Raw genomic sequence first — 18,268 nt, forward strand, 5'->3', positions numbered from 1 at the left:
CTATTTTAGCACCTCCTCAGCCGGCGTACGGTGGTTGAGTGCCTGATGCGGTCGCTGTCGGTTATAATACTCAACGAAGACAGCAAGCCACTGCTGAGCGCTGGCCCAACTGCCCACCCACGACGCATGAAAGCGGTCGATTCGCATTCTGAGGATCTGAAACCACTTTTCGATGTGGTTTCGGAAGGTGTAGTCGAGCCGATCGCTGAGATCGAGGCGTGCGAGGGCAGTCAGATAGCCGTAGCCATCGAGCATAAACACGGTGTTTGCCAAATCGTGTTTCCGGTCGAGAGAGCGCAAAAACGCCGTTGCGGCGTCCGTCACGCGCTGTTCGAAAAGCTCAGCGCCCAGCAGCAGTTTTGTCTCGGTGTCGACCGCCGCATACAGCCAGTGGTGTTCATCGTTGAGTCGGACAGCCAGTTCATCGTCAGCGAACCACGACGGCGTTGCCATCGGCGGGTCTGCTAAGCTGTCGGCCAATCCGTGAATCCACTGCCAGACTGCTCCATGCGAGCGATTACCGCCCAGGTGCCGTAACACGGCGGTGTTTGCCAGATCGATAAACTGGCAGCGGTGAGGCGGACGCCGAACACCCTGACGGGCGTCGGCGTCCGCTCACGCTGCCAACACTCAAGATCATCCGTCTCGAAATTCTCTCTGAGCAGGACTGAGAGTGGCATGAACACCTAGCTCTTTGACCTGCTCATTCCTTAGCTAGACAGTATCACATTATTGATTGTGTAAGATATGTTTAAGACTGCGAAATATTCAGATAGTGATCTACACAATATATAACTGCAGCTACTTTCATACTGCGTGTATGTCGATGGAATCCAATGCTAAAGCTGACCGGCCTCACTTAGAGAAGATTGGTATTCTCTTCCTAGGATTATGGACTACGACCCTTCTCGCTGCGCCGGTGTATGGCACATTCTTCGACGGATCTGTCTTGAGCGAGTCACAATACGCGCTTGCCGTGGGGTTGACGGCTATCGCCGGCGCCGTCGTGGCGTCGACACTATTCCGGCCGCGCCTGGAGGCGTGTATCCATGCTGACGAGGAGTCGATTTGGAACGAAGTGATACTGTACGCCGCGACGTTCGTTCCCGCCATCGTCGGAACCGCCCTCGTGCTCGTGGCGGTCAGTTCGGTCGCCACTGGCGAGTCGGAGGCTCCCCTCGTAGTCCACTTGGTCGTGTCGACCGCCGTCACGGTGGCTTTTCTCGTGGCCCGGCGGCGCGGCCGCGTGACCTATCCGGACTGGATACAGGCCACTTCGTGGGGGTTGCAGGATTACACCGCCTTGTCCGGCGCCGTGTTTCTGCTCACCTATACGTACATGAACTCCGTCTTCGGTCCGACGGGCGGTCCGCTGTCAGCCTTTGCGGGACTCTGTGCGATCACTGCCGTGCTACTACGTCGCGCGGGCGCGTTCGTCCCGAACCCCGCTGTCGCTTCGGCCCAGTAGTTCGATCGGGTGAATTAGCCGATCGGTGGGGAACACTCAAACACCAACGACGAGCGCCGCCAGAATCACGCCCGGAACGGCCCCGATGACCGCGTAGATCGTGCCGGATTTCACGTGTCGCCGGATAGCCGCCGACTCGTCGCCTTCTGAGATCCGGAAGTTCGGCGTCGCCCGGCCGCTTCCGACGACGGCGTTGACCGACCCCGAGACCTCGCCGGCGGTTCGGCCGCTCCGGGATTGCCCGTAGACGTGCACCGGGTCGCCGGGATCGAGTCGCTTCTCGACGTACTTGCGGCGGTCGCCGCGGTTGAACGAGATCGGTCCGAGAGAGGTCTTCCCGCCCTCCTCCCGCTCGACGCCGACCTTCTCGAGGAACTCCTGAATCTCCTCGGGCGGCGTCTCGCCGCTGCCGGACTCGATCTCGGCGTCGCGTTCGAGCGAGTACTCGGCGCCCTCCGGATCGATCGCGACGCTGCCGGTGTCGTCTTCCAGCAGAAACGGAACGGCGTTCAGGTTCTCGTGGAGCGTCTCCCAGTGGCTGCTCTTGCCCGAGCTCCGCCACTCCTGGATCTTGTACTCGCAGACCAGCGTCGAGGTGCCCGTAAACGGCGACTGGAGCGTCCGCCCGCCCGACGCCGCGGTCCCTTCGACCTCGACCACGCCGGTGACGTTTGCCGCGTCCATCACCGGCACGGGGTCGTTGCGCCACAGCCTCCAGCCTTGCCACAGTTCCGTCGCAGCGTTCCACCACAGCCAGCCGACCAGCCCGGCGAGGGCGACGCCAACGGCGAGCAGCCACGACGGGAGGTTCGCGATCATGCGCCGACGTTATTTCCGCGAACTAATAAATCGTATCGTTGTCAATAACGGCGATCGATTCGGCGTCGAGAATCGGTGGAGGCCGTTCCGATGGACCGTCTCGTCGGGCGTCGCGGAACGAGATCAGCCCAGTTCGTCGAACGAGCGGATCCGCCGATCGCCCCACACCGCGAAGCCGCGCTCGTCGGGGTCGTAGCGCTGGACGTGGATGCCGTCGAGTCCGGCGTTCCGGGCCGCCCCGACGTCCTCGGCGCTGTCGCCGACGAGCGCGCCGACGTGGCCGTTGTGCGCGACGCCGAGGTCGCGCATGGCGCGGCGGACCGGCGCGGGATCGGGCTTCCAGCCCAGGTCGTCGGTACAGCAGACCACCGTATCGAACCAGTCGGCGATGTCGTGGTGCCGGAGGACGGGGTCGGTGAGATACTGCTGACAGTGCGTGACCAGTCCGGTCGGCCGATCGAGGGCCGCGACTGCGGACGCGTCGTCGTACAGGAACGTGGATTCGGAGCGCTTCGTCGGGTCCTCGACCTCGTGGAACGTCTCCCAGAACGTCGCGGCGTCGACGTCCAATCCGTCGATGATCCGGTCGCGCTGCCCGCCGTAGCCATGCCAGAGCACCTGGGCCTGCCGGTCGGTGACGCCGACTCCCAGCCTGTCGCCGACCTCGCCCATCACGTCGCTGACGTAGGACGGCTCGACGTCGACCAGCGTCCCGTCGAGGTCGAGCAGCCAGAAGTCGTAGTCGGTGGCGGCCATGGGGCACTCAAGTACGCGACCTGCGATAATAAGCGTTCTCCCCGGAGAAATACGGTGACGGAGGACGAACGTCCATCCGACTGATGACAGGTCACACGGACGCATCCGACGCCGATGACGCCCCTGGGACCGCGCCCCCGGCGGTGTCGCTCTCGGGCGTCGGGAAGCGCTACGAGCGCGGCGGCGAGGTCGTCCGGGCGCTCGCGGACGTTTCGCTCGACCTCTCGCGGGGGTCCTACACCGCCGTGATGGGGCCGAGCGGTTCGGGCAAGAGCACGCTGATGAATCTGGTGGGCTGCCTCGATACGCCGAGCGCCGGCACCGTGCTGGTCGACGGCGAGAACGTCACCGAGCTGTCCGACGACGGTCGCGCTCGGATTCGCGGGCAGAAAGTCGGGTTCGTGTTCCAGACGTTCAACCTGATGCCGCGCCTGACCGCCCGGGAGAACGTCGCGCTCCCGCTCGTGTTTCGGGGCGTCGATCGCGCCGAGCGCCTCGAACGGGCCGACGATCTACTCGCCCGGGTCGGGCTCGCCGATCGAACCGACCACCGGCCCAACGAGCTCTCGGGCGGCCAGCGCCAGCGCGTCGCCATCGCGCGGGCGCTCGCGAACGACCCCGCGATCGTGCTCGCCGACGAGCCGACCGGCAACCTCGACGCCGAGACGGGCCGGCGCATCATGGGGGAGTTCGAGCGCCTCCACGAGGCCGGGACGACGGTGTTGCTCGTGAGCCACGAACGCCACGTCGCCGAGCACGCCGAGCGGATCGTCCACCTCCGGGACGGCGAGATCGACCGGATCGAGGATATCGAGGAACGGCGTCGGGCCGCGGTCGCGGACGACGCGCCGGTCGACCCGAGCGCTGCCGACGAGGACGACCGGGGGGGCGATCGCTGATGGAACTGCGCGAGAGCGTCCAGTTGAGCCTGCGGGCGATCCGCGAGCACGGGCTCCGGTCGGCGCTGACGGTCGTCGGCATCACGATCGGGATCGCCGCGGTGATCACGTTCGTCACGCTCGGCGCGAGCCTGCAGGCCGAGGTGGTCGGCGAGGTATCGGGCGACGCGCCGCCGGAGATGCAGGCGACGGTAGGGCCCGAGGGCCAGCAGGGCGGCCCGCCCGGCGCGTCGACGGTGCCGGCGTTCACCGAGCGTGACCTCGAAGAGATACGATCGCTGCCGGACGTCGAGCGGGCGGTCCCGCAGGGCACCGTCCAGATCGCCACGCTCCAGCACGAGGGGCGATCGATCGCCTGGGAGAGCGCGACGGCGACGTCGCCGGGCTTTTTCGCCGACCGGCAGTTCGAGGCGGGCGGGCCGTTCGAGCAGGGCGCGAACGAGGTAGTGATCAACGGGGAGGCGGCGGCGCTGTTCGATCCCGAACTCGAAGTCGGCGACACGCTCGTCCTGCGCAGCGGCGCCAACAGCACCCGCGAGGCGACGGTCGTCGGCGTCCTCGAAGGCGGGGGCGGCAGTCCGTTCGGCGACATCGCAATCCCGCAGGTGTTCGTGCCGACCGATCCGTTCTACGAGACGACCGCGGAGAGCCCCGCGACCGGCGAGAGCCAGCGCGTCTACCCCTCGCTGACCGTGGTGGCGACCGACTACGAGAGCGTGCCGTCGGTCCAGTCCGACGTGGAGGCGTACCTCGACGACGAGTCGGACGCCGCGTCGCTCAAGCCCGCCGAGTACGAGTTCTCGGTCCAGACCAACGAGGAGCTGGTCGACCAGATCCGCGAAGTGATCTCGACGTTCACCGGCTTCGTCGCCGGCATCGCCGTCATCTCGCTGATCGTCGGCGCCGTCGGCATCGCCAACATCATGCTGGTCAGCGTCACCGAGCGCACCCGCGAGATCGGCATCATGAAAGCCGTCGGCGCGCGGCGCCGCGACGTGCTCCAGCTCTTTCTCGTCGAGGCGATCGTTCTCGGCCTCGCTGGCGCCGTGCTCGGGACGCTGGTCGGGCTGGCCGGCGGCTACGTCGCGACGGACTACCTCGATCTCTCGCTGACGTTCGCGCCGGAGTGGTTCGCCGCGGCGGTGGTCGTCGGCGTCGGCGTCGGCGTCCTCGCCGGGCTGTACCCGGCCTGGAACGCGGCGCGAGTCGATCCGATCGACGCGCTGCGCCGGGAGTAAGTGCGTAGACCAGTTTCCAGATATTCGCTGGAAATCCAACGAAATATCCGCTATGTAGATGTGCGAACTGAACGAAGTGGTGACGAATAGATCAAGTATGATATGTAAAAGTATATGTGTTTTCTTTTCACACTGTTAGGTATGCATCGGCGAACACTCCTCAGGGCGTGTGCCATCGGTAGTGTCGCGTCCTGTGCTGGGTGTGTGACTCGTTACGATGTTCCAATAATCGGCAGCCCGGCAATAGCAGTGAAAGAGGCTGACCGAGCAGGAAACTTGACCGGGTACGACGAGTTAGATTGTAATATCTCTCAAGAAGAGTCACTGGCAACCCCGGTGAGTGCGATGGAGTTCGGTGAGGGAGATAGTGAGTATTGGGTCTATTTGCTCGTCGATCAGCAGGAACCTACGTCAGTCAGTATTGAAGTGTCCGTGCGTTCAGAGGTGATCTATGAGGAGTCGGTCGAACTAGGAGGAGATCGATACACGTCTTATAAGTTCAAGTATCCAGCATCTTACTCCCTCTTAGTCACTCTTGACGGAAACGGGACGGAACTGTCGGTAAGAGAAAACCAGATCAGTTCGTCTCCCGGAGATGACATACAAATTTCCGGACAAACGCATTGTATCAGCATGGATGGAGAAGTCGAGGGACAACTTTGGCGCTAACCTCTTGCTACAGTAATAAGTAACAGAACTAGGGGTTGTCTGAAGTTCCTTGAGCTGAGATTAGCTACTCCCGACTTCAATGTCAAACTCGACCGTAGCCACACTATTGTTGAAATCAGTGGGTGGCGAGGCTTCACCCGCTTCGGAATTGTCGAATATGATATAATACGAACCAGCTGGGAGAACCTGCTCGACGGTACCGCCAGCGCTATTTAGTTGACTGAATTTTGTGTAATAATTATACCGTGACTGGGATTCGAAATGCGTGTATTCAGACTCGTCCATCAAGATAACGTCAATCTCGGGACCTTCTCGGACGATAAAGTCGTAGTAGAGTTTCCCCTCTCCGCGGAGAGAAAATCCAAAGTAGCGCCACCGGTCTTCCTCGATCTCCCATGTATTGGACTTCGAAAGGACCTGTTTGCTAAAACGGGAATCGTTTGGGTAGGCATCCTGACTGTCCGGAACACCATCCTCGTCCGAGTCTGACTGTCCGTTAGGGCGATCGCCATTCTGGTTATCTGTATCTCCGGTACAACCTGCCATTCCTACCAAAGCGCCTGCTCCGAGTTGGAGTACTCGTCTTCGGTCTGTGATGTTCATATGTATAATAACTCAAAGAAGCAATTAAATCCACCTAACTCAACCCCTCTTTTATTAGATATGCATATTATCTATACCAAGTTAGTCTCAGTTAGAAAGCGTGGGCGGTCCGGATCTATATCCAGATCGACACTCTCCTGGGGGAGCACAAATCCACGTCGTTCCCCCATATCGCCGACGTGATCGACGCCGCGAAGACGGCCTTGGGTGAAGGACGGTCGCAACCCACGAGATTTCCGAGGGGCGTGGGTCGAATGGCTGAACGCTGATGGTGATTGGCGCCGCTCAAAGTTGGCGACGCTCGCCTGGTAGCGCGGCCCCTCGTCGTGGCAACGCTGTTCTTCGACCTCTAATTTCAACTAGATATTAGTTTTTACGTACGTGCGTACAAGTTGAGTTTGTTTACGACGAGCGGCGGCGTCGCGATGGTGACGATCGGCGCCAGTTCGACGCCAGCGGATTCCCGCTGCGCAGATGATCCCTCTTAGGAAATGTACCGAAGGGCACTCGGCAGAAAATTTTCTTGTTCAGATACGATTTAGGGAGAAATTCACGTATAGTAGGTGTTCGAACCTAGCACTGCTGTAGCGACTCTGCCGAGTAATCGACGCTCCCGTTATTTAACAGTACGAACTGCACGCCGACGCAGGGTTCGTCCTCGTCAATCACGTCAGTGTATCCACCTCATAGGTTTCGCCATCCATCGTTGCCGGACCACGTAGTCTCCTAGTCCGTCTACAGGGGTTTCCACGTCGATATTCGAGGTTCCTGATTCCGGCCCCAGCTCGAATGATCTTGTGAACACCGCCTCTTCGTTGTCTTCCACAACCACTTCTACCCCGTACGTTTCATCCCGGTCGTTCACCAGCCAAAGGTACGCGAGTCTTGCCTGACGTCGCTGCCCGAGATCGAGACAACCGCTCACCGCGAGGGCGCTGCTGGCCAAGAGGAGGGCTTGGCGGCGTTTCATATCTCATACATAACAGCAGACGGCAAGTATCTTGCCTGTATCTACCATTGACGGGGAGCACAGTAAGAGGAACTGAATCGTACCATCGGCCCCTCAAACTTCAGGATTCGACTTCCACCGAACTGCCGAAGTACTTGGTGAGCACTTCGCTGACGCTGTCGGACTTGAACGTCTCTAGATCCTCGGCGATGGCTGCCTTGAGCGCGTCGTAGTACTCCTCGTCCATGTCGAAGCGTCGATACTCGACGGCTTCGACCGACACGTCCAGCGCGTCCTCGACGCGCTCGCGGGCGTGAGCCGGGTCGTTCACGTCGCCGCGCCAGAGGTTGTCCCTGAAAAACAGCCAGCCGTCCTCGCCGGGCGAGTCGGCCGGACGACGGAGCGTCGTCTCGAACGTCGCGGGCTCGACGCTGACCGGAGCGTCGGGCGAGAGCCGAAATCGGACGGAGAAGACGTACGTCGCGTCCACGGGTCGCGGAACACCTCAGGTCTCGTTCTCGATCAGCTCCGCCATGTGGATGTCCTGATCCGTGATACCGCCCTCCTCGTGGCTGGTGAAGTGGACCTCGACTTCCTTGTAGCGGATCTCGATCGTCGGATGGTGGAACTCGGCCTCGGCGATCTCGCCGACCATCTGCGCGAACGTGACGCCCCGGAGGTAGTCGTCGAACTCGTAAACGCGCACGATCTCGTCGCCGTCGCGCTCCCACTCCTCGGGCAGCTGTTCCGCGATCTCGTCGTCGGATAGCAGGTCGGCCATACCGCCTGCAACGGGTTCATCCGAAATAAATCATGTCCCCGCGACCGCAGCGGGGCGTCCGCCCCCGTTCCCGCTGGCGACGATCGGTGCGCGGCCACACACCACAATGACATCTGTCTGAACTGTTCGCTGCGTCAATCGTGCTCGCGCTTCGGCGCCGTCTCGGCCTGCGAGCAAACCCGTCTTCGGCGGTGCAAAGCCGTTATGACGCTCCGGGTCGGGGGATCGAGTATGCGCGTCACCTTTCTCGGGACCGGCAGCGCGATGCCGACGGGCGATCGCTTCCAGTCCGGCCTGCTCGTCCAGGAGGACGGTCGAACCCTGCTGGTCGACTGCGGCAGCGGCGTCCTGCATCGCCTCCAGCAGAGCGGCGTCGGCTACGAGTCGGTGTCGACGGTGCTGCTCACTCACCACCACCTCGATCACGTCGCTGACCTGCTGCCGCTGTTGAAAGCCCGCTGGCTGGCGGGCGAGGAGTCGCTGACGGTCGTGGGGCCGTCCGGAACGAAGGCGCTCCTCGACGATCTGCTCGACGTCCACGAGTACCTCGACGGCCGCGTCGACCTGAGCGTCCGCGAGGTCCATCCCGGCGAGTTCTCGGTCGCCGGCTTCGACGTGCGAGCGCGGGAGGTCCGACACTCCAAGTACGGACTCGCCTACCGGTTCGGCGATCGGCTGACGGTCAGCGGGGACACCGAGGCCTTCGCCGGGCTGGCGTCGTTCGCCGAGGGGTCGGCTGTGCTCGTCCACGACTGCTCGTTTCCCGACGACGTCGAGGTCGACAACCACCCGACGCCGTCGTCGCTCGGGCGGGCGCTCTCGGGCCGCGAGATCGGGCGCGTCTACCTCACCCACCTCTATCCGCACACCGACGGTCGCCACGAGGAGATGCTCGAAAGCGTCGGCGCCCGCTACGACGGCGACGTCCGGTTCGCCGAGGATCTGACGACCGTTCGGATCGACTGACCGGGCGGGACGCCGCGGATCGTTTCGAACCGGCCGAGTTCTTCATCGTTCGTCATCGTCGCGTAGCAGTCGCTCGGTTTTGTCAGCTGACGATACCGTCACAGTTAAACCGAGCGTTCTGTTAGTAGCTCCATAACAACAGTGGTGTTGTATGCAGGATACTAACAGAAACGCATCGAACGATAGCCGGAGGGGATCGCGGTGAGTCTGCCGGATCGCCTCGCGTCGCTCATCATGGATCACTCGCGGATCGTCATCGCGGTGATGCTCGTGCTGACGCTCGCGCTCGGCAGCGGCGCCGGCATGGTCGAACAGTCCTCGTCGTTCGACGCGTTCCAGAGCGACAACGACGCGGTCGAAGCACAGAACTACATCACCAACAACTTCGTTCCGCCCGGTGAGAAGAACGTTTCTCGGGTGCAGGTGATCGTCCGGAACGAGTCCGGGAACGTCCTCAGCAAGGAGTCGCTGGTGTCGTCGCTGGAGTACCAGCAGGCGTTGCTGGACAACGAGACGGTCAACGCGACGCTCGACCAGCAACAGCCCGCACTCGGCGTCTCCAATCTCGTCGCCATTACGGCGATCAGTCAAGAACGCGCCGCGCAACTGCAGACCCGAGCCGGCGGGTTGAGCGACGCGCTAAATCAGACGGCCGGTCTGCAGCAACAGTACGCTCAGTTGAACGCCTCCTACCAGCAGGGAGAGATCAACGAGTCGACCTATCAGGCACAGTCGGCCGAGATCGAGCAGTCGCTGGTCGCGGTTCGCGCTGACGCCACCGCGAATCTCTCCGCCGAGCAGGCGGCGCAGTTCAACGCCTCCGCGGGGTCGGTGCGGAACCTGACCGCCCAGCAAATCGCCCTGCAGGCGCAGTACGACCGCGGCGAAATCAGCGAGTCGGCTTACCAGACCCAATCTGCCGAACTGGACAGCCAACTCCAGCAGGCCTATCAGCAGGGAACTCGCGGCGTGTTCGCCGAGCAGTTCGCCGCGCTCCAGAGCCAGGAGAGCCAGCCCTCACTCGACGCCCAACTCCAGCAACTGGAGTCGATGAACGAGAGCGAAGTCGACGCCGTCGTCGCGGGGACGCTCGACCCCGATAACGGGCAGGGAATGGCCTATCAACTGCTCTCGACCCAGTACGATCCGGACAACCCGACGACAGCGGACGCCCGGATGATGATCCTCCGGCAGGAGATCGCTACCGGGAACGTCCAGACCGGCTCGGCGAGTGACGTGCTCATCGATAGCCAACTCGCAATGCAGGACGTCGCCGACGCCCAGATGGTCGAGGGTGATTACATCGTCTTCGGCTTCGGGCTGATCAGCGACGAGATCACCCGCTCGATGAACGACAGCCTGGCGATCGTCGGGCCGCTGGCGATGCTGTTTGTCCTGTTGGCCCTGATCGTCGCCTACCGCGATCTACTCGACATCGCGCTCGGCTTCGTCGGCATCATCGCGGTCCTGCTCTGGACGTTCGGGTTCATGGGCTGGGCCGGGATCACGTTCAACATGATCTTCATCGCAGTGCCGGTCCTGTTGATCGGGCTGTCGGTGGACTACGCGATCCACGTGTTCATGCGCCACCGCGAACAGCGCCAGGATCGCAGCGCCGACGCGGGTGACGGCGTCCGCAGCGCGATGCGGGTCGCGCTGGGCGGCGTCGGCGCCACGCTCGTGTGGGTGACGGCGACGACCGCCATCGGCTTCCTCTCGAACCTCGTCAGTCCCATGGGGCCGATCCGCGACTTCGGCATCGTCAGCTCCGTCGGCATCCTTTCGGCGCTGGTGATCTTCGGCGTCCTCGTGCCGGCGGTCAAGGTCGAACTCGACGAGTTCCTCGAAGCTCGCGGGTTCGACCGCAAGAAGCGCGCCTTCGGCACCGGCGGTGGTCGTCTGGGTCAACTGCTGTCGACCGGCGAGACGCTGGCTCGCAAGGCGCCGCTCGCGGTCATCGCGATCGCCCTCGTGGTCAGCGTCGCCGGCGGCGCCGCCGCGACGCAGGTCGACACGAGCTTCCAGCAGGAGGACTTCATCGCCGGCGACCCGCCGGACTGGATGGACAGCCTCCCCGGGCCGCTCGAACCCGGTGAGTACAACGCCAAAGACCACATGGACTACGTCTACGACAACTTCGTGGTCGAGAACTCCCAGGGCGAGGTCCTCATCAGGGGCGACGTGACGTCATCGGAGACGTTACACCGGATGGATAACGCGTCGGCCCAAGCCGCCGAGATGGATACGACGGTTATCCTCTCGAACGATCAGGCCGACGTTCAGAGCCCGCTGACGGTGATGCAGTCGACGGCCAACTCGAACGAGACGTTCAACGCGACGCTCACCGCCGCTGACACGGACGGTGACGGCATCCCCGAACAGAACGTCGAGCAGGTCTACGACGCACTGTACCGGACCGCGCCCTCCGAGGCCGCACTGGTGATCAACCGCACCGGCGCTGACGCCGGCGAGTACGAGTATCAGGCGCTCCGGATGTCCATCTCAGTTAAGGGCGGTGCGAGCACCGGCGCGATCACCGAAGACGTCCGCGGCGTCGCCGCCGTTATCGACGACGACGGCGCGAGTGAAACGCGCACCGCGGTCGCAACTGGTACGCCGATCGTCAACGAGGTCGGCCAGAGCGAACTCCTCGATACGGTGCTCCAGAGCCTGTTGGTGACGCTGGTGACGGTCTTCGGGTTCCTGGCGCTCGTCTATCGGTTCCAGTACGGCAGCGCGACGCTCGGCATCGTGACGCTGTTGCCCGTCGCCCTGTCGGTCAGCTGGATCCTGGGGACGATGTACCTGCTCGGGATGTCCTTTAACGTCCTGACGGGGATGATCACCAGCCTGACGATCGGGATGGGTGTGGCCTACAGCATCCACCTCAGCGAGCGCTACAACATCGAACTCGACCGGCAGGACAACGCGTGGGAAGCGATGCGCGTCAGTCTCACCGGCACCGGCGGCGCGCTGTTGGGCAGCGCGGCGACGACCGTCGGCGGGTTCGGCGTGCTCGTGTTCGCGATCATGCCGCCGCTCCAGCAGTTCGGCATCATCACCGGGATGACGATCATCTACGCGTTCGTCGCCAGCGTGGTCGTGCTGCCGAGCCTGCTGGTCGTGTGGACGCGCTACATCGGTCCCGCGGAGGCGCTCGACGCGTCGAGCGACGACTCGCCGACCGCGACGCCCCACGCCGATGAGTGAATCAGACGCGGTCGAATCGCTCGAACGCCTCGGGCTGACCAGCTACGAGGCCAAGGTGTTCATCGCCCTCCAGAAGCTGGGGGCCGGCACCGCGCGGGACGTCCACCGGATCACGGACGTTCCCCGCTCACAGGTCTACAGCGTTGCGGAAAACCTCGCGGACCGCGGGCTAGTCGAGATCCAGCAGTCCAACCCGATCCAGTACCGCCCCGTCAGCATCGACGAGGCCCGCGAGACGCTGCGCTCCCGGTTCGAGCGCGAACAGGAGCGGGCGTTCGACTACGTCGAGGACGTCCGCGACCAGCACGACGACGGCGACGAGGAGCAGGAGGCGATCTGGACGCTGCGGGGCGGCGATCGGGTCGAAGAGCGGGCGATCGAACTCATCCGCGAGGCCGACGAGCGCGTCGTGTTCGGATCGGGGAACCAGTCGCTGATCTCCGAGGACATCGAGCGCACGCTCCGCGAGCGCGTCGAGGACGGACTGGTCGTTGCGGTGGTCAGCGAGAATCCCGACGTCCGGGCGTACTTCGAGTCGGTCGACGGCGTCCACGTCGCCGATCCGCCCGTCCACCACGGCGAGGACTCGCCGGCCGGACGGGTCGTGTTCGTCGACGGCGACACGCTGCTCCTGAGCGTGGTCGGCGACGGTTCAGTGACCGGCGGCGATCGGGAGACGGCGATCTGGAGCGCGGAGTCGAACTTCGCGCGGATGCTGATCCAGATCGTCGAGTCGAATCTCGGCGTGTAGACGCCGCTGCGACCGCCTTCTTTCGCAGTTACTCCAGCCGGTAGCGTAGCAGCGCCGCGATCCCGCCCAGATTCGAGAGCTGCTGGCCGGGGTCGAAGTCGCTCGAAAACACGGTGACGTCGCCGCCCTGTCGTTCGACCTGCGTGATCACCTCGTCGACGTCGATCTCCCACTCGCCGTCGGCGCCCCGCTCCTCGCGGAGCTTCTCGTCGAGGATCAGCAGCGTCTCGACGGCGCCGAACTCGGCGGCCTCGGCGACGTTCTCGGGGCCGTAGGACGCCTTCGCGCCCGTGGCGATCCGGGCGGTCAGCTCGTCGATGTACTCGGCCTCCTCGGCGATGCGGGTCTGTTCCTGGACTTCGTCGATGGCGCCCCGCTTGAGCACCTCGTGGACGCCGCGGTCGCCGACGCCGCTGGTGTCGACGGTCGAGATCTTTTTCGCGACCTCAGGAGCCTCCTCCTCGATGTGATCGAGCGCGTCCTGCTTGGTGAACCCCGGTCCCGCGAGGATGATCGCGTCGACGTCCATCCGGGCCAGTGCGGTCGAGAGTTCGTCGAACAGCTCGTCGCGACCCCGGCTGTACTCGCCCTTGCCGGTCGTGCCGGTGAAGCGCGCGCGCTCCTCGGTGCCGTACTGGGCGACGGTGTGGATGTGGGCCTGGCCCTCTTCGACCGTGGCGACGGCGACATCGGGGTTCTCGGTCGCCTCGACGGCCTCCTGCAGGCGCTCGTTCTGGTCGGGCTTGAACACCTTTTCCACCGTGAGCTCCTCGCGCTCCTCGACGTTGAGCGTGTGGTGGAGCCCGAGCTGATCCTCGCGCGAGCAGTCCTCGATGACGCCGCCGACGCGCAGCCGATTGGCGAACTTGTGGAACTCCACCTCCTCGACGTCGATGGTGACGTGCATCGGCTCGCGCTGCCCGCCGGTGTCGCGCATCTGGTCGTCGTTGCGCTGGATGCGCCGGGTCGTGTCGCCGGAGACGAGATCGCCCGGCTCCAGCACGTACTGGAGGTGCCAGAGGTCGTCGAGGCTCTCGGGGACGAGCGTGACGCGCTCCCGGCCCCCCTCGACGGAGTGGCGGTCCTGAATTCGCATGGCTGAGGATCGGAGCCCCTGGCGTAAGTGCGCTGTTATTCGACCGGCGAGCGACGGAGAGCGGACGCGGCGTCTCGACGCCGCTCAGTCGTCGCGCCGGTGGAGCCCGAGCGAGCGACGGTACCCCTCCGCCGCGACGCGGGCACCGGCGAGGTGCAGGTAGAACGCGACCACGACCGCGAGCAGGCCGAGCACGTTTCGGTTCGTCGCGGCCAGCATCGCCGCCCAGCCGGTGAGCACGAGGATCGCGCCGAACGCCCAGCCGACGAAGTACCGCGCGTCGCCGAGCGTGCCGCGGCGCCCGCGCGGGTCCAGCGCCGACCGAAGCGACTCGCCGCGGGCGAGCGCGCCGAACGCGGCGAGATACGCGTAACAGAACAGGCCGACGAACACGAGCGTCATCGTGCCCGCGGCGTAGATCCCCAGCGTCGCGCCGGGGCTGATCGACTCGCCCGAGAGCGGCGACTGGGACGCCCCGACGAGCGTCACCAGCACCGCTGCGAGCGGGACGAAGAGGTACGCCAGCGTGACGACGCTCGCGCGGGCGCCGTCTCGGAGTAGTTCCGAGGGCGCCCCGAACGACGGCGGCGTCTCGCTGCCCTCGACCGTCGCCGCGAACGCCCGCAGCAGGTAGCCAAGCAGCGCCACCGCCGGCAGGATCGCCAGCGCGACCGCGGGCACCCAGACCACGATGGGATAGAACGCGGCGGCGATCCGGAGCAAGACCGCCACGGCCAGCCCGAGCACGACGCCGATCGCGAACAGATCGGTCGGCCGGTCGGCCCGGAACGGGTACCGGAGCCCCTCGCGCATCTCCATGGTCAGTCCTCCGCGATCCGGCTGGTGCCCGGGGGCAGGAAGTGCTGGATCCGGTCCGGGCTAGCGACCGACCGGACGAACGACGTGTCCGCGAAGCGCTCGCGGAACTCGCGATAGACCCGCTTGGCGACGTCGCCCTGAGCGTACCGTCCCGGCTCGACCTCGATCAGCGTCTCGGCGTGCTCGCGCACCGCGCTCGGCGGTCCGCCGATCACGCGCGTCGAGGGCTCGCAGGTGATCCCGACCGCGGCGCCGACGCCCACGTCCCGGAAGTACTCGCGGTCGCCCCGGATCGCGAACCCGCCCTTTTCGAGGTACTCTCCGCTCTCGGGCGTCTTGGTGACCTGATCGTAGTCGACGGCGTACACGTCGCCGCTGTACTTGCCGTCCTTCCAGACCGAGGAGTTCGACACCGCGAACGTGGCGGCCTCCCGCTCGCTGGATTCGGGGATGTCGACGTCCCGCGCCGACTCGCTGGGACCGGTCGCTTTCAGGATCGTCGCCGGGCCGCCGTGGGCCTGCGCGTGAAAGAACCGGTCGCCCCGATCGAGATACTTCTTGACCAGCTCCTCGTTCTGATCGGCGTTGCGCCCGCCGATCACGAGGAAGCCGTCGCTGGTGTGGAACCAGCGGAACCGCTCGTACCACTGCTCGGACTTGCGGACCGGGATCGACGGCTCGGCGAGCCAGTCGACGGCCTCGTCTTCGTCCGCTTCGTCGCCGTCCTCGTCGTCCTCAGGTTGTTCCTCCTGACGCGCTTCCCACTCCTCGCGCCGGCGCTTCACGTCCTCGAGGGCCTCGCGGGTGTCCTCGATGGCGGCTTTCGCGCCCTCCTTTTTGTCCTGGATGCGCTTTGCTTCCTTGTAGAGTCGGTCGGCGTTCTGCTCGACGCCCTCGCTGGCGTCCAGCGTCACGTCGGTGCCGTCGATCCGGACGGTCACCCGGCCGTTCTCGTCGTCGATCCGTTGCACTGCTTCGGCGGCGTCGATCCCCTGCTCGGCGCCGGCCTCGAACGTCTCCTCGATCTCCTCCCAGGGCACGTCGTTCTCGCGAGCCTCGCGGACCGTCGAGAGGATCTCGTCGACGAGCCCGTACTCGGCGTACAGCAGTTCGGCCTTCTCGCGCTCGGCCTCGGCGTCCTGCTCGAACCCCTCGATCGCCTGCTCCTGCTGCTCGATGATGCGTTTCTGCTTCTCGATCTCGCCCTCGAAGTCCGGCCGGTCGGGGCCGCTTCCCCCGGCGTCCTCGTCCTCGGTGAGATCGAGGTGGTGGAAGTAGTCGTCGACGGCGTCGGTGAACGTGTCGAACGCCTCGGCGGGGAGGTGTTCGTACTCCTCTAAGGCGATCGGCGTCACGTCGACGCGGGTTCCGTCTTCGATCCCACCGCCCTCCTCGTCGGGCTCGTAGTACACCCGCGGGTCGAGCGCGCCGGTCCGGAGCTCGATCGCCAGCGCTTCCATGGCCTCGTAGAGTCGCTCGTACTGCTCGGCGTCGGCGTCGGCGATGTCGAGGTTCTTGTCGACGCCCGCGCGGGAACACAGCTCCTCGGCGTACAGGCCGCCGAAGTTGAGCTGGGTCGCGAGCGTCCGGACGACGTCGCTGTCGGACTCGTCCATCAGCGCGGCAAAGGCCTCGTAGGACATCGCCAGGGGGTTGACCTGGGACTCGGGGAACTCGTACTGGGCGCCCGGCGCGACGGTGCGGGACTTGAGCCGAACCGTATCGAGACAGTCGATCACTTCGCGGTTCGGATCGAGCACCGCGAGATTACCGGGGCCGAACAGCTCGGCGACGATCGTCGTGTTCTCGTCGTCGCGTTCGAACTCGAACTCGAGGATGCGGTCGAACTCGTACTGTTCGACGCCGACGAAGTCAGCGCCCGACAGGCGGTTGCGAAGCATCATCGCGAAGTTCGGCGGCCGGCCCGGCGCGTCGGGGACGTGTTCGGGCGCCGCGACGTGGGCGCGCTTCACGTCGCCGACCTCGACCAGCAGTTCGACGCGGCCGCGCTCGAAGTCCCGGAGCTTCAGCCGCAGAAAGTCGTCGCCGTAGAGGTAGGCTTTGTCGACCTTGGCACCCTCGTAGCTGCCGAGTTCCGAGACGAGGGCGGCCAGATCGACGCTCGTCATCTCCCGCTTGCGGTCCATACGTGAGTGGTCCGACGCGCGGGGGAAAGGCGTGTCGCTCCGCGAGCGCGGCGTCGATCCGCGATACCGGGTCCGCGAGCAAAGCGGAATCCAACAGAGCCATTAGCGGCCTCACGCTTGCTGTAGCCGTGTCTCTCGTCTCGAATCTGCTGACGATGCTGGTGCTGTTGGGCGTCGGCATCGCCGCGCGCTCGATCGGCGTGCTCACGCCCGCGCGCCGGGAGCTGCTGAACGCGCTGGCGTTCTACGTCGCGCTGCCGGCGCTGATCTTCTCCTCGACGTACGCCCAGCAGCTCGACGAGGTCCTCACGCCGGCGCTGCTGGCGGGGCTGTGGACCGTGCTCGTCGTCATGGTCGCGACCGGCTGGATCGTTCACCGGTCGGCCCGCTCGGCCAGCGCCCGGAGCGTCGCCATCGTCCAGTCGTACCACGGCAACCTCGGCTTCTTCGGGCTGCCGATCGTGGCGGCGACGTTCGGCGACGTCACGACGGCCAAAGCCAGCATCCTGCTGGGGATGGGCGCGCTCACGCAGGTGCCCCTGACGATCCTGATCCTCGTGATGCTCAACGAGCGCGACGCCTCGCTCGCCGACGAGCTGACGCAGTTCGCGCGGAATCCGGTGATCCTCTCGCTGGCGGCCGGGTTGGCCGTCGCCGTGACTGACGTTCCGGTTCCCGACGTCACGGTGGCCGGCACCGACGTCCTCTCGCAGTTCGTGCTGCCGACCGCGCTGGCCGGTCTCGACGCCCTTTCGCAGCTCGCGCTACCGATCGCGGTGATCTGCGTCGGCGGCGCGCTGTCGCTGGAGTCGGCCGACGTCGAACTCTCGACGGTCGGGTCGGTGGTCGCGCTGAAGGTGTTTCTGATGCCGGCGGTGGCGCTGGCGGCGTTCTCGCTGCTGGCGTCCTCGCCCTCGACGGTCCGGGCCGGCGTCGTGATGCTGGCGATGCCCTCGGCGGTGTCGACGTACGTCTACGCCACCGAGTACGGCGGCGACGAGCGCCTCGCGTCGGTCGACGTGTTCGCGACGACGGTCGTCTCGCTGGTCACGATCTTCGTCCTCCTGCGGTTCGTGATCGGGATGGGATGACGACCG

The 18,268-nt window shown here is 64.9% G+C and carries 16 protein-coding genes and 1 pseudogene; 7 read left to right on the plus strand and 10 right to left on the minus strand.

All coding sequences use genetic code 11. The features are described 5' to 3' along the window. Positions 1–680 (minus strand): annotated as a pseudogene (locus NO931_RS09980) (IS6 family transposase). A gap of 140 nt (positions 681–820) precedes the next feature. Between NO931_RS09980 and NO931_RS09985 the strand changes: the two are divergent. Beyond that, positions 821–1,468, plus strand: a complete 648-nt coding sequence (locus NO931_RS09985; RefSeq protein WP_256392189.1) for a hypothetical protein — start codon at positions 821–823, stop codon at positions 1,466–1,468. Positions 1,469–1,504: 36 nt separating this feature from the next. On the opposite strand, the gene NO931_RS09990 is transcribed toward NO931_RS09985, so the two are convergent. Both NO931_RS09990 and NO931_RS09995 read right to left on the minus strand, forming a co-directional pair. Next, complete coding sequence (locus NO931_RS09990; protein ID WP_256392190.1) at positions 1,505–2,287, minus strand: GIDE domain-containing protein; 783 nt, start codon at positions 2,285–2,287, stop codon at positions 1,505–1,507. 123 nt (positions 2,288–2,410) lie between these two features. Then, positions 2,411–3,043 (minus strand): HAD family hydrolase, encoded by a 633-nt coding sequence (locus NO931_RS09995; RefSeq protein WP_256392191.1) that lies wholly within the window; start codon positions 3,041–3,043, stop codon positions 2,411–2,413. A gap of 83 nt (positions 3,044–3,126) precedes the next feature. On the opposite strand from NO931_RS09995, the gene NO931_RS10000 reads away from it, so the two are divergent. Both NO931_RS10000 and NO931_RS10005 read left to right on the plus strand, forming a co-directional pair. After that, positions 3,127–3,942 carry an ABC transporter ATP-binding protein gene (locus tag NO931_RS10000; protein ID WP_256392192.1) on the plus strand — a complete coding sequence of 272 codons (816 nt, stop codon included), beginning with the start codon at positions 3,127–3,129 and terminating at the stop codon, positions 3,940–3,942. Next, entirely contained in the window at positions 3,942–5,180 is a 1,239-nt protein-coding gene (locus tag NO931_RS10005) for an ABC transporter permease (protein ID WP_256392193.1), read from the plus strand. The genes NO931_RS10000 and NO931_RS10005 overlap by 1 nt, the downstream gene beginning before the upstream one ends. A 729-nt stretch (positions 5,181–5,909) precedes the next feature. Here the strand turns inward: NO931_RS10005 and NO931_RS10010 are convergent. The 4 genes from NO931_RS10010 to NO931_RS10025 form a co-directional block, all read right to left on the minus strand. Further along, positions 5,910–6,452, minus strand: a complete 543-nt coding sequence (locus NO931_RS10010; protein WP_256392194.1) for a hypothetical protein — start codon at positions 6,450–6,452, stop codon at positions 5,910–5,912. Between the two features lie 670 nt (positions 6,453–7,122). Continuing rightward, positions 7,123–7,422: a hypothetical protein gene (locus NO931_RS10015; RefSeq protein WP_256392195.1), complete on the minus strand. Its 300-nt coding sequence runs from the start codon at positions 7,420–7,422 to the stop codon at positions 7,123–7,125. A gap of 100 nt (positions 7,423–7,522) precedes the next feature. Further along, positions 7,523–7,891 carry an LWR-salt protein gene (gene lwrS / locus NO931_RS10020; protein ID WP_256392196.1) on the minus strand — a complete coding sequence of 123 codons (369 nt, stop codon included), beginning with the start codon at positions 7,889–7,891 and terminating at the stop codon, positions 7,523–7,525. Positions 7,892–7,906: 15 nt separating this feature from the next. After that, positions 7,907–8,182: a 4a-hydroxytetrahydrobiopterin dehydratase gene (locus NO931_RS10025; protein WP_256392197.1), complete on the minus strand. Its 276-nt coding sequence runs from the start codon at positions 8,180–8,182 to the stop codon at positions 7,907–7,909. 231 nt (positions 8,183–8,413) lie between these two features. Here NO931_RS10025 and NO931_RS10030 point away from each other — a divergent pair, with 231 nt between their 5' ends. From NO931_RS10030 to NO931_RS10040, 3 genes are all read left to right on the plus strand, one after another. Continuing rightward, positions 8,414–9,148 carry an MBL fold metallo-hydrolase gene (locus NO931_RS10030; protein WP_256392198.1) on the plus strand — a complete coding sequence of 245 codons (735 nt, stop codon included), beginning with the start codon at positions 8,414–8,416 and terminating at the stop codon, positions 9,146–9,148. A 201-nt stretch (positions 9,149–9,349) separates the two neighbouring features. Then, the gene (locus tag NO931_RS10035) at positions 9,350–12,358 is read left to right on the plus strand and encodes an MMPL family transporter (RefSeq protein ID WP_256392199.1); all 3,009 of its coding nucleotides are present in this window, start codon (positions 9,350–9,352) and stop codon (positions 12,356–12,358) included. Then, positions 12,351–13,109, plus strand: coding sequence for a TrmB family transcriptional regulator (locus NO931_RS10040; RefSeq protein ID WP_256392200.1), 759 nt, complete (start codon positions 12,351–12,353; stop codon positions 13,107–13,109). Before NO931_RS10035 ends, NO931_RS10040 begins: the two co-directional genes overlap by 8 nt. Before the next feature lie 28 nt (positions 13,110–13,137). Here the strand turns inward: NO931_RS10040 and NO931_RS10045 are convergent, their stop codons facing one another. From NO931_RS10045 to rqcH, 3 genes are all read right to left on the minus strand, one after another. Next, on the minus strand, positions 13,138–14,205 hold the full coding sequence (locus NO931_RS10045) for an mRNA surveillance protein pelota (RefSeq protein ID WP_256392201.1): 1,068 nt from the start codon (positions 14,203–14,205) through the stop codon (positions 13,138–13,140). A gap of 84 nt (positions 14,206–14,289) precedes the next feature. Then, positions 14,290–15,024, minus strand: a complete 735-nt coding sequence (locus NO931_RS10050; RefSeq protein ID WP_256392202.1) for a DUF4013 domain-containing protein — start codon at positions 15,022–15,024, stop codon at positions 14,290–14,292. Positions 15,025–15,026: 2 nt separating this feature from the next. Further along, positions 15,027–17,171 carry a ribosome rescue protein RqcH gene (gene rqcH, locus NO931_RS10055; protein ID WP_256392203.1) on the minus strand — a complete coding sequence of 715 codons (2,145 nt, stop codon included), beginning with the start codon at positions 17,169–17,171 and terminating at the stop codon, positions 15,027–15,029. 128 nt (positions 17,172–17,299) lie between these two features. On the opposite strand from rqcH, the gene NO931_RS10060 reads away from it, so the two are divergent. Beyond that, a complete protein-coding gene (locus tag NO931_RS10060; RefSeq protein ID WP_256392204.1) occupies positions 17,300–18,262 on the plus strand; it encodes an AEC family transporter in 963 nt (320 codons plus the stop codon). Positions 18,263–18,268 lie beyond the last annotated feature (6 nt).

It is taken from the genome of Natronoarchaeum rubrum, from assembly GCF_024494695.1.

Bases quoted from the DNA above. Each gene is read 5' to 3' on its own strand.
- NO931_RS09985 (WP_256392189.1), top strand. From the start codon at position 821: ATGTCGATGGAATCCAATGCTAAAGCTGACCGGCCTCACTTAGAGAAG.
- NO931_RS09990 (WP_256392190.1), bottom strand. From the start codon at position 2,287: ATGATCGCGAACCTCCCGTCGTGGCTGCTCGCCGTTGGCGTCGCCCTC.
- NO931_RS09995 (WP_256392191.1), bottom strand. From the start codon at position 3,043: ATGGCCGCCACCGACTACGACTTCTGGCTGCTCGACCTCGACGGGACG.
- NO931_RS10000 (WP_256392192.1), top strand. From the start codon at position 3,127: ATGACAGGTCACACGGACGCATCCGACGCCGATGACGCCCCTGGGACC.
- NO931_RS10005 (WP_256392193.1), top strand. From the start codon at position 3,942: ATGGAACTGCGCGAGAGCGTCCAGTTGAGCCTGCGGGCGATCCGCGAG.
- NO931_RS10010 (WP_256392194.1), bottom strand. From the start codon at position 6,452: ATGAACATCACAGACCGAAGACGAGTACTCCAACTCGGAGCAGGCGCT.
- NO931_RS10015 (WP_256392195.1), bottom strand. From the start codon at position 7,422: ATGAAACGCCGCCAAGCCCTCCTCTTGGCCAGCAGCGCCCTCGCGGTG.
- NO931_RS10025 (WP_256392197.1), bottom strand. From the start codon at position 8,182: ATGGCCGACCTGCTATCCGACGACGAGATCGCGGAACAGCTGCCCGAG.
- NO931_RS10030 (WP_256392198.1), top strand. From the start codon at position 8,414: ATGCGCGTCACCTTTCTCGGGACCGGCAGCGCGATGCCGACGGGCGAT.
- NO931_RS10040 (WP_256392200.1), top strand. From the start codon at position 12,351: ATGAGTGAATCAGACGCGGTCGAATCGCTCGAACGCCTCGGGCTGACC.
- NO931_RS10045 (WP_256392201.1), bottom strand. From the start codon at position 14,205: ATGCGAATTCAGGACCGCCACTCCGTCGAGGGGGGCCGGGAGCGCGTC.
- NO931_RS10050 (WP_256392202.1), bottom strand. From the start codon at position 15,024: ATGGAGATGCGCGAGGGGCTCCGGTACCCGTTCCGGGCCGACCGGCCG.
- rqcH (WP_256392203.1), bottom strand. From the start codon at position 17,171: ATGGACCGCAAGCGGGAGATGACGAGCGTCGATCTGGCCGCCCTCGTC.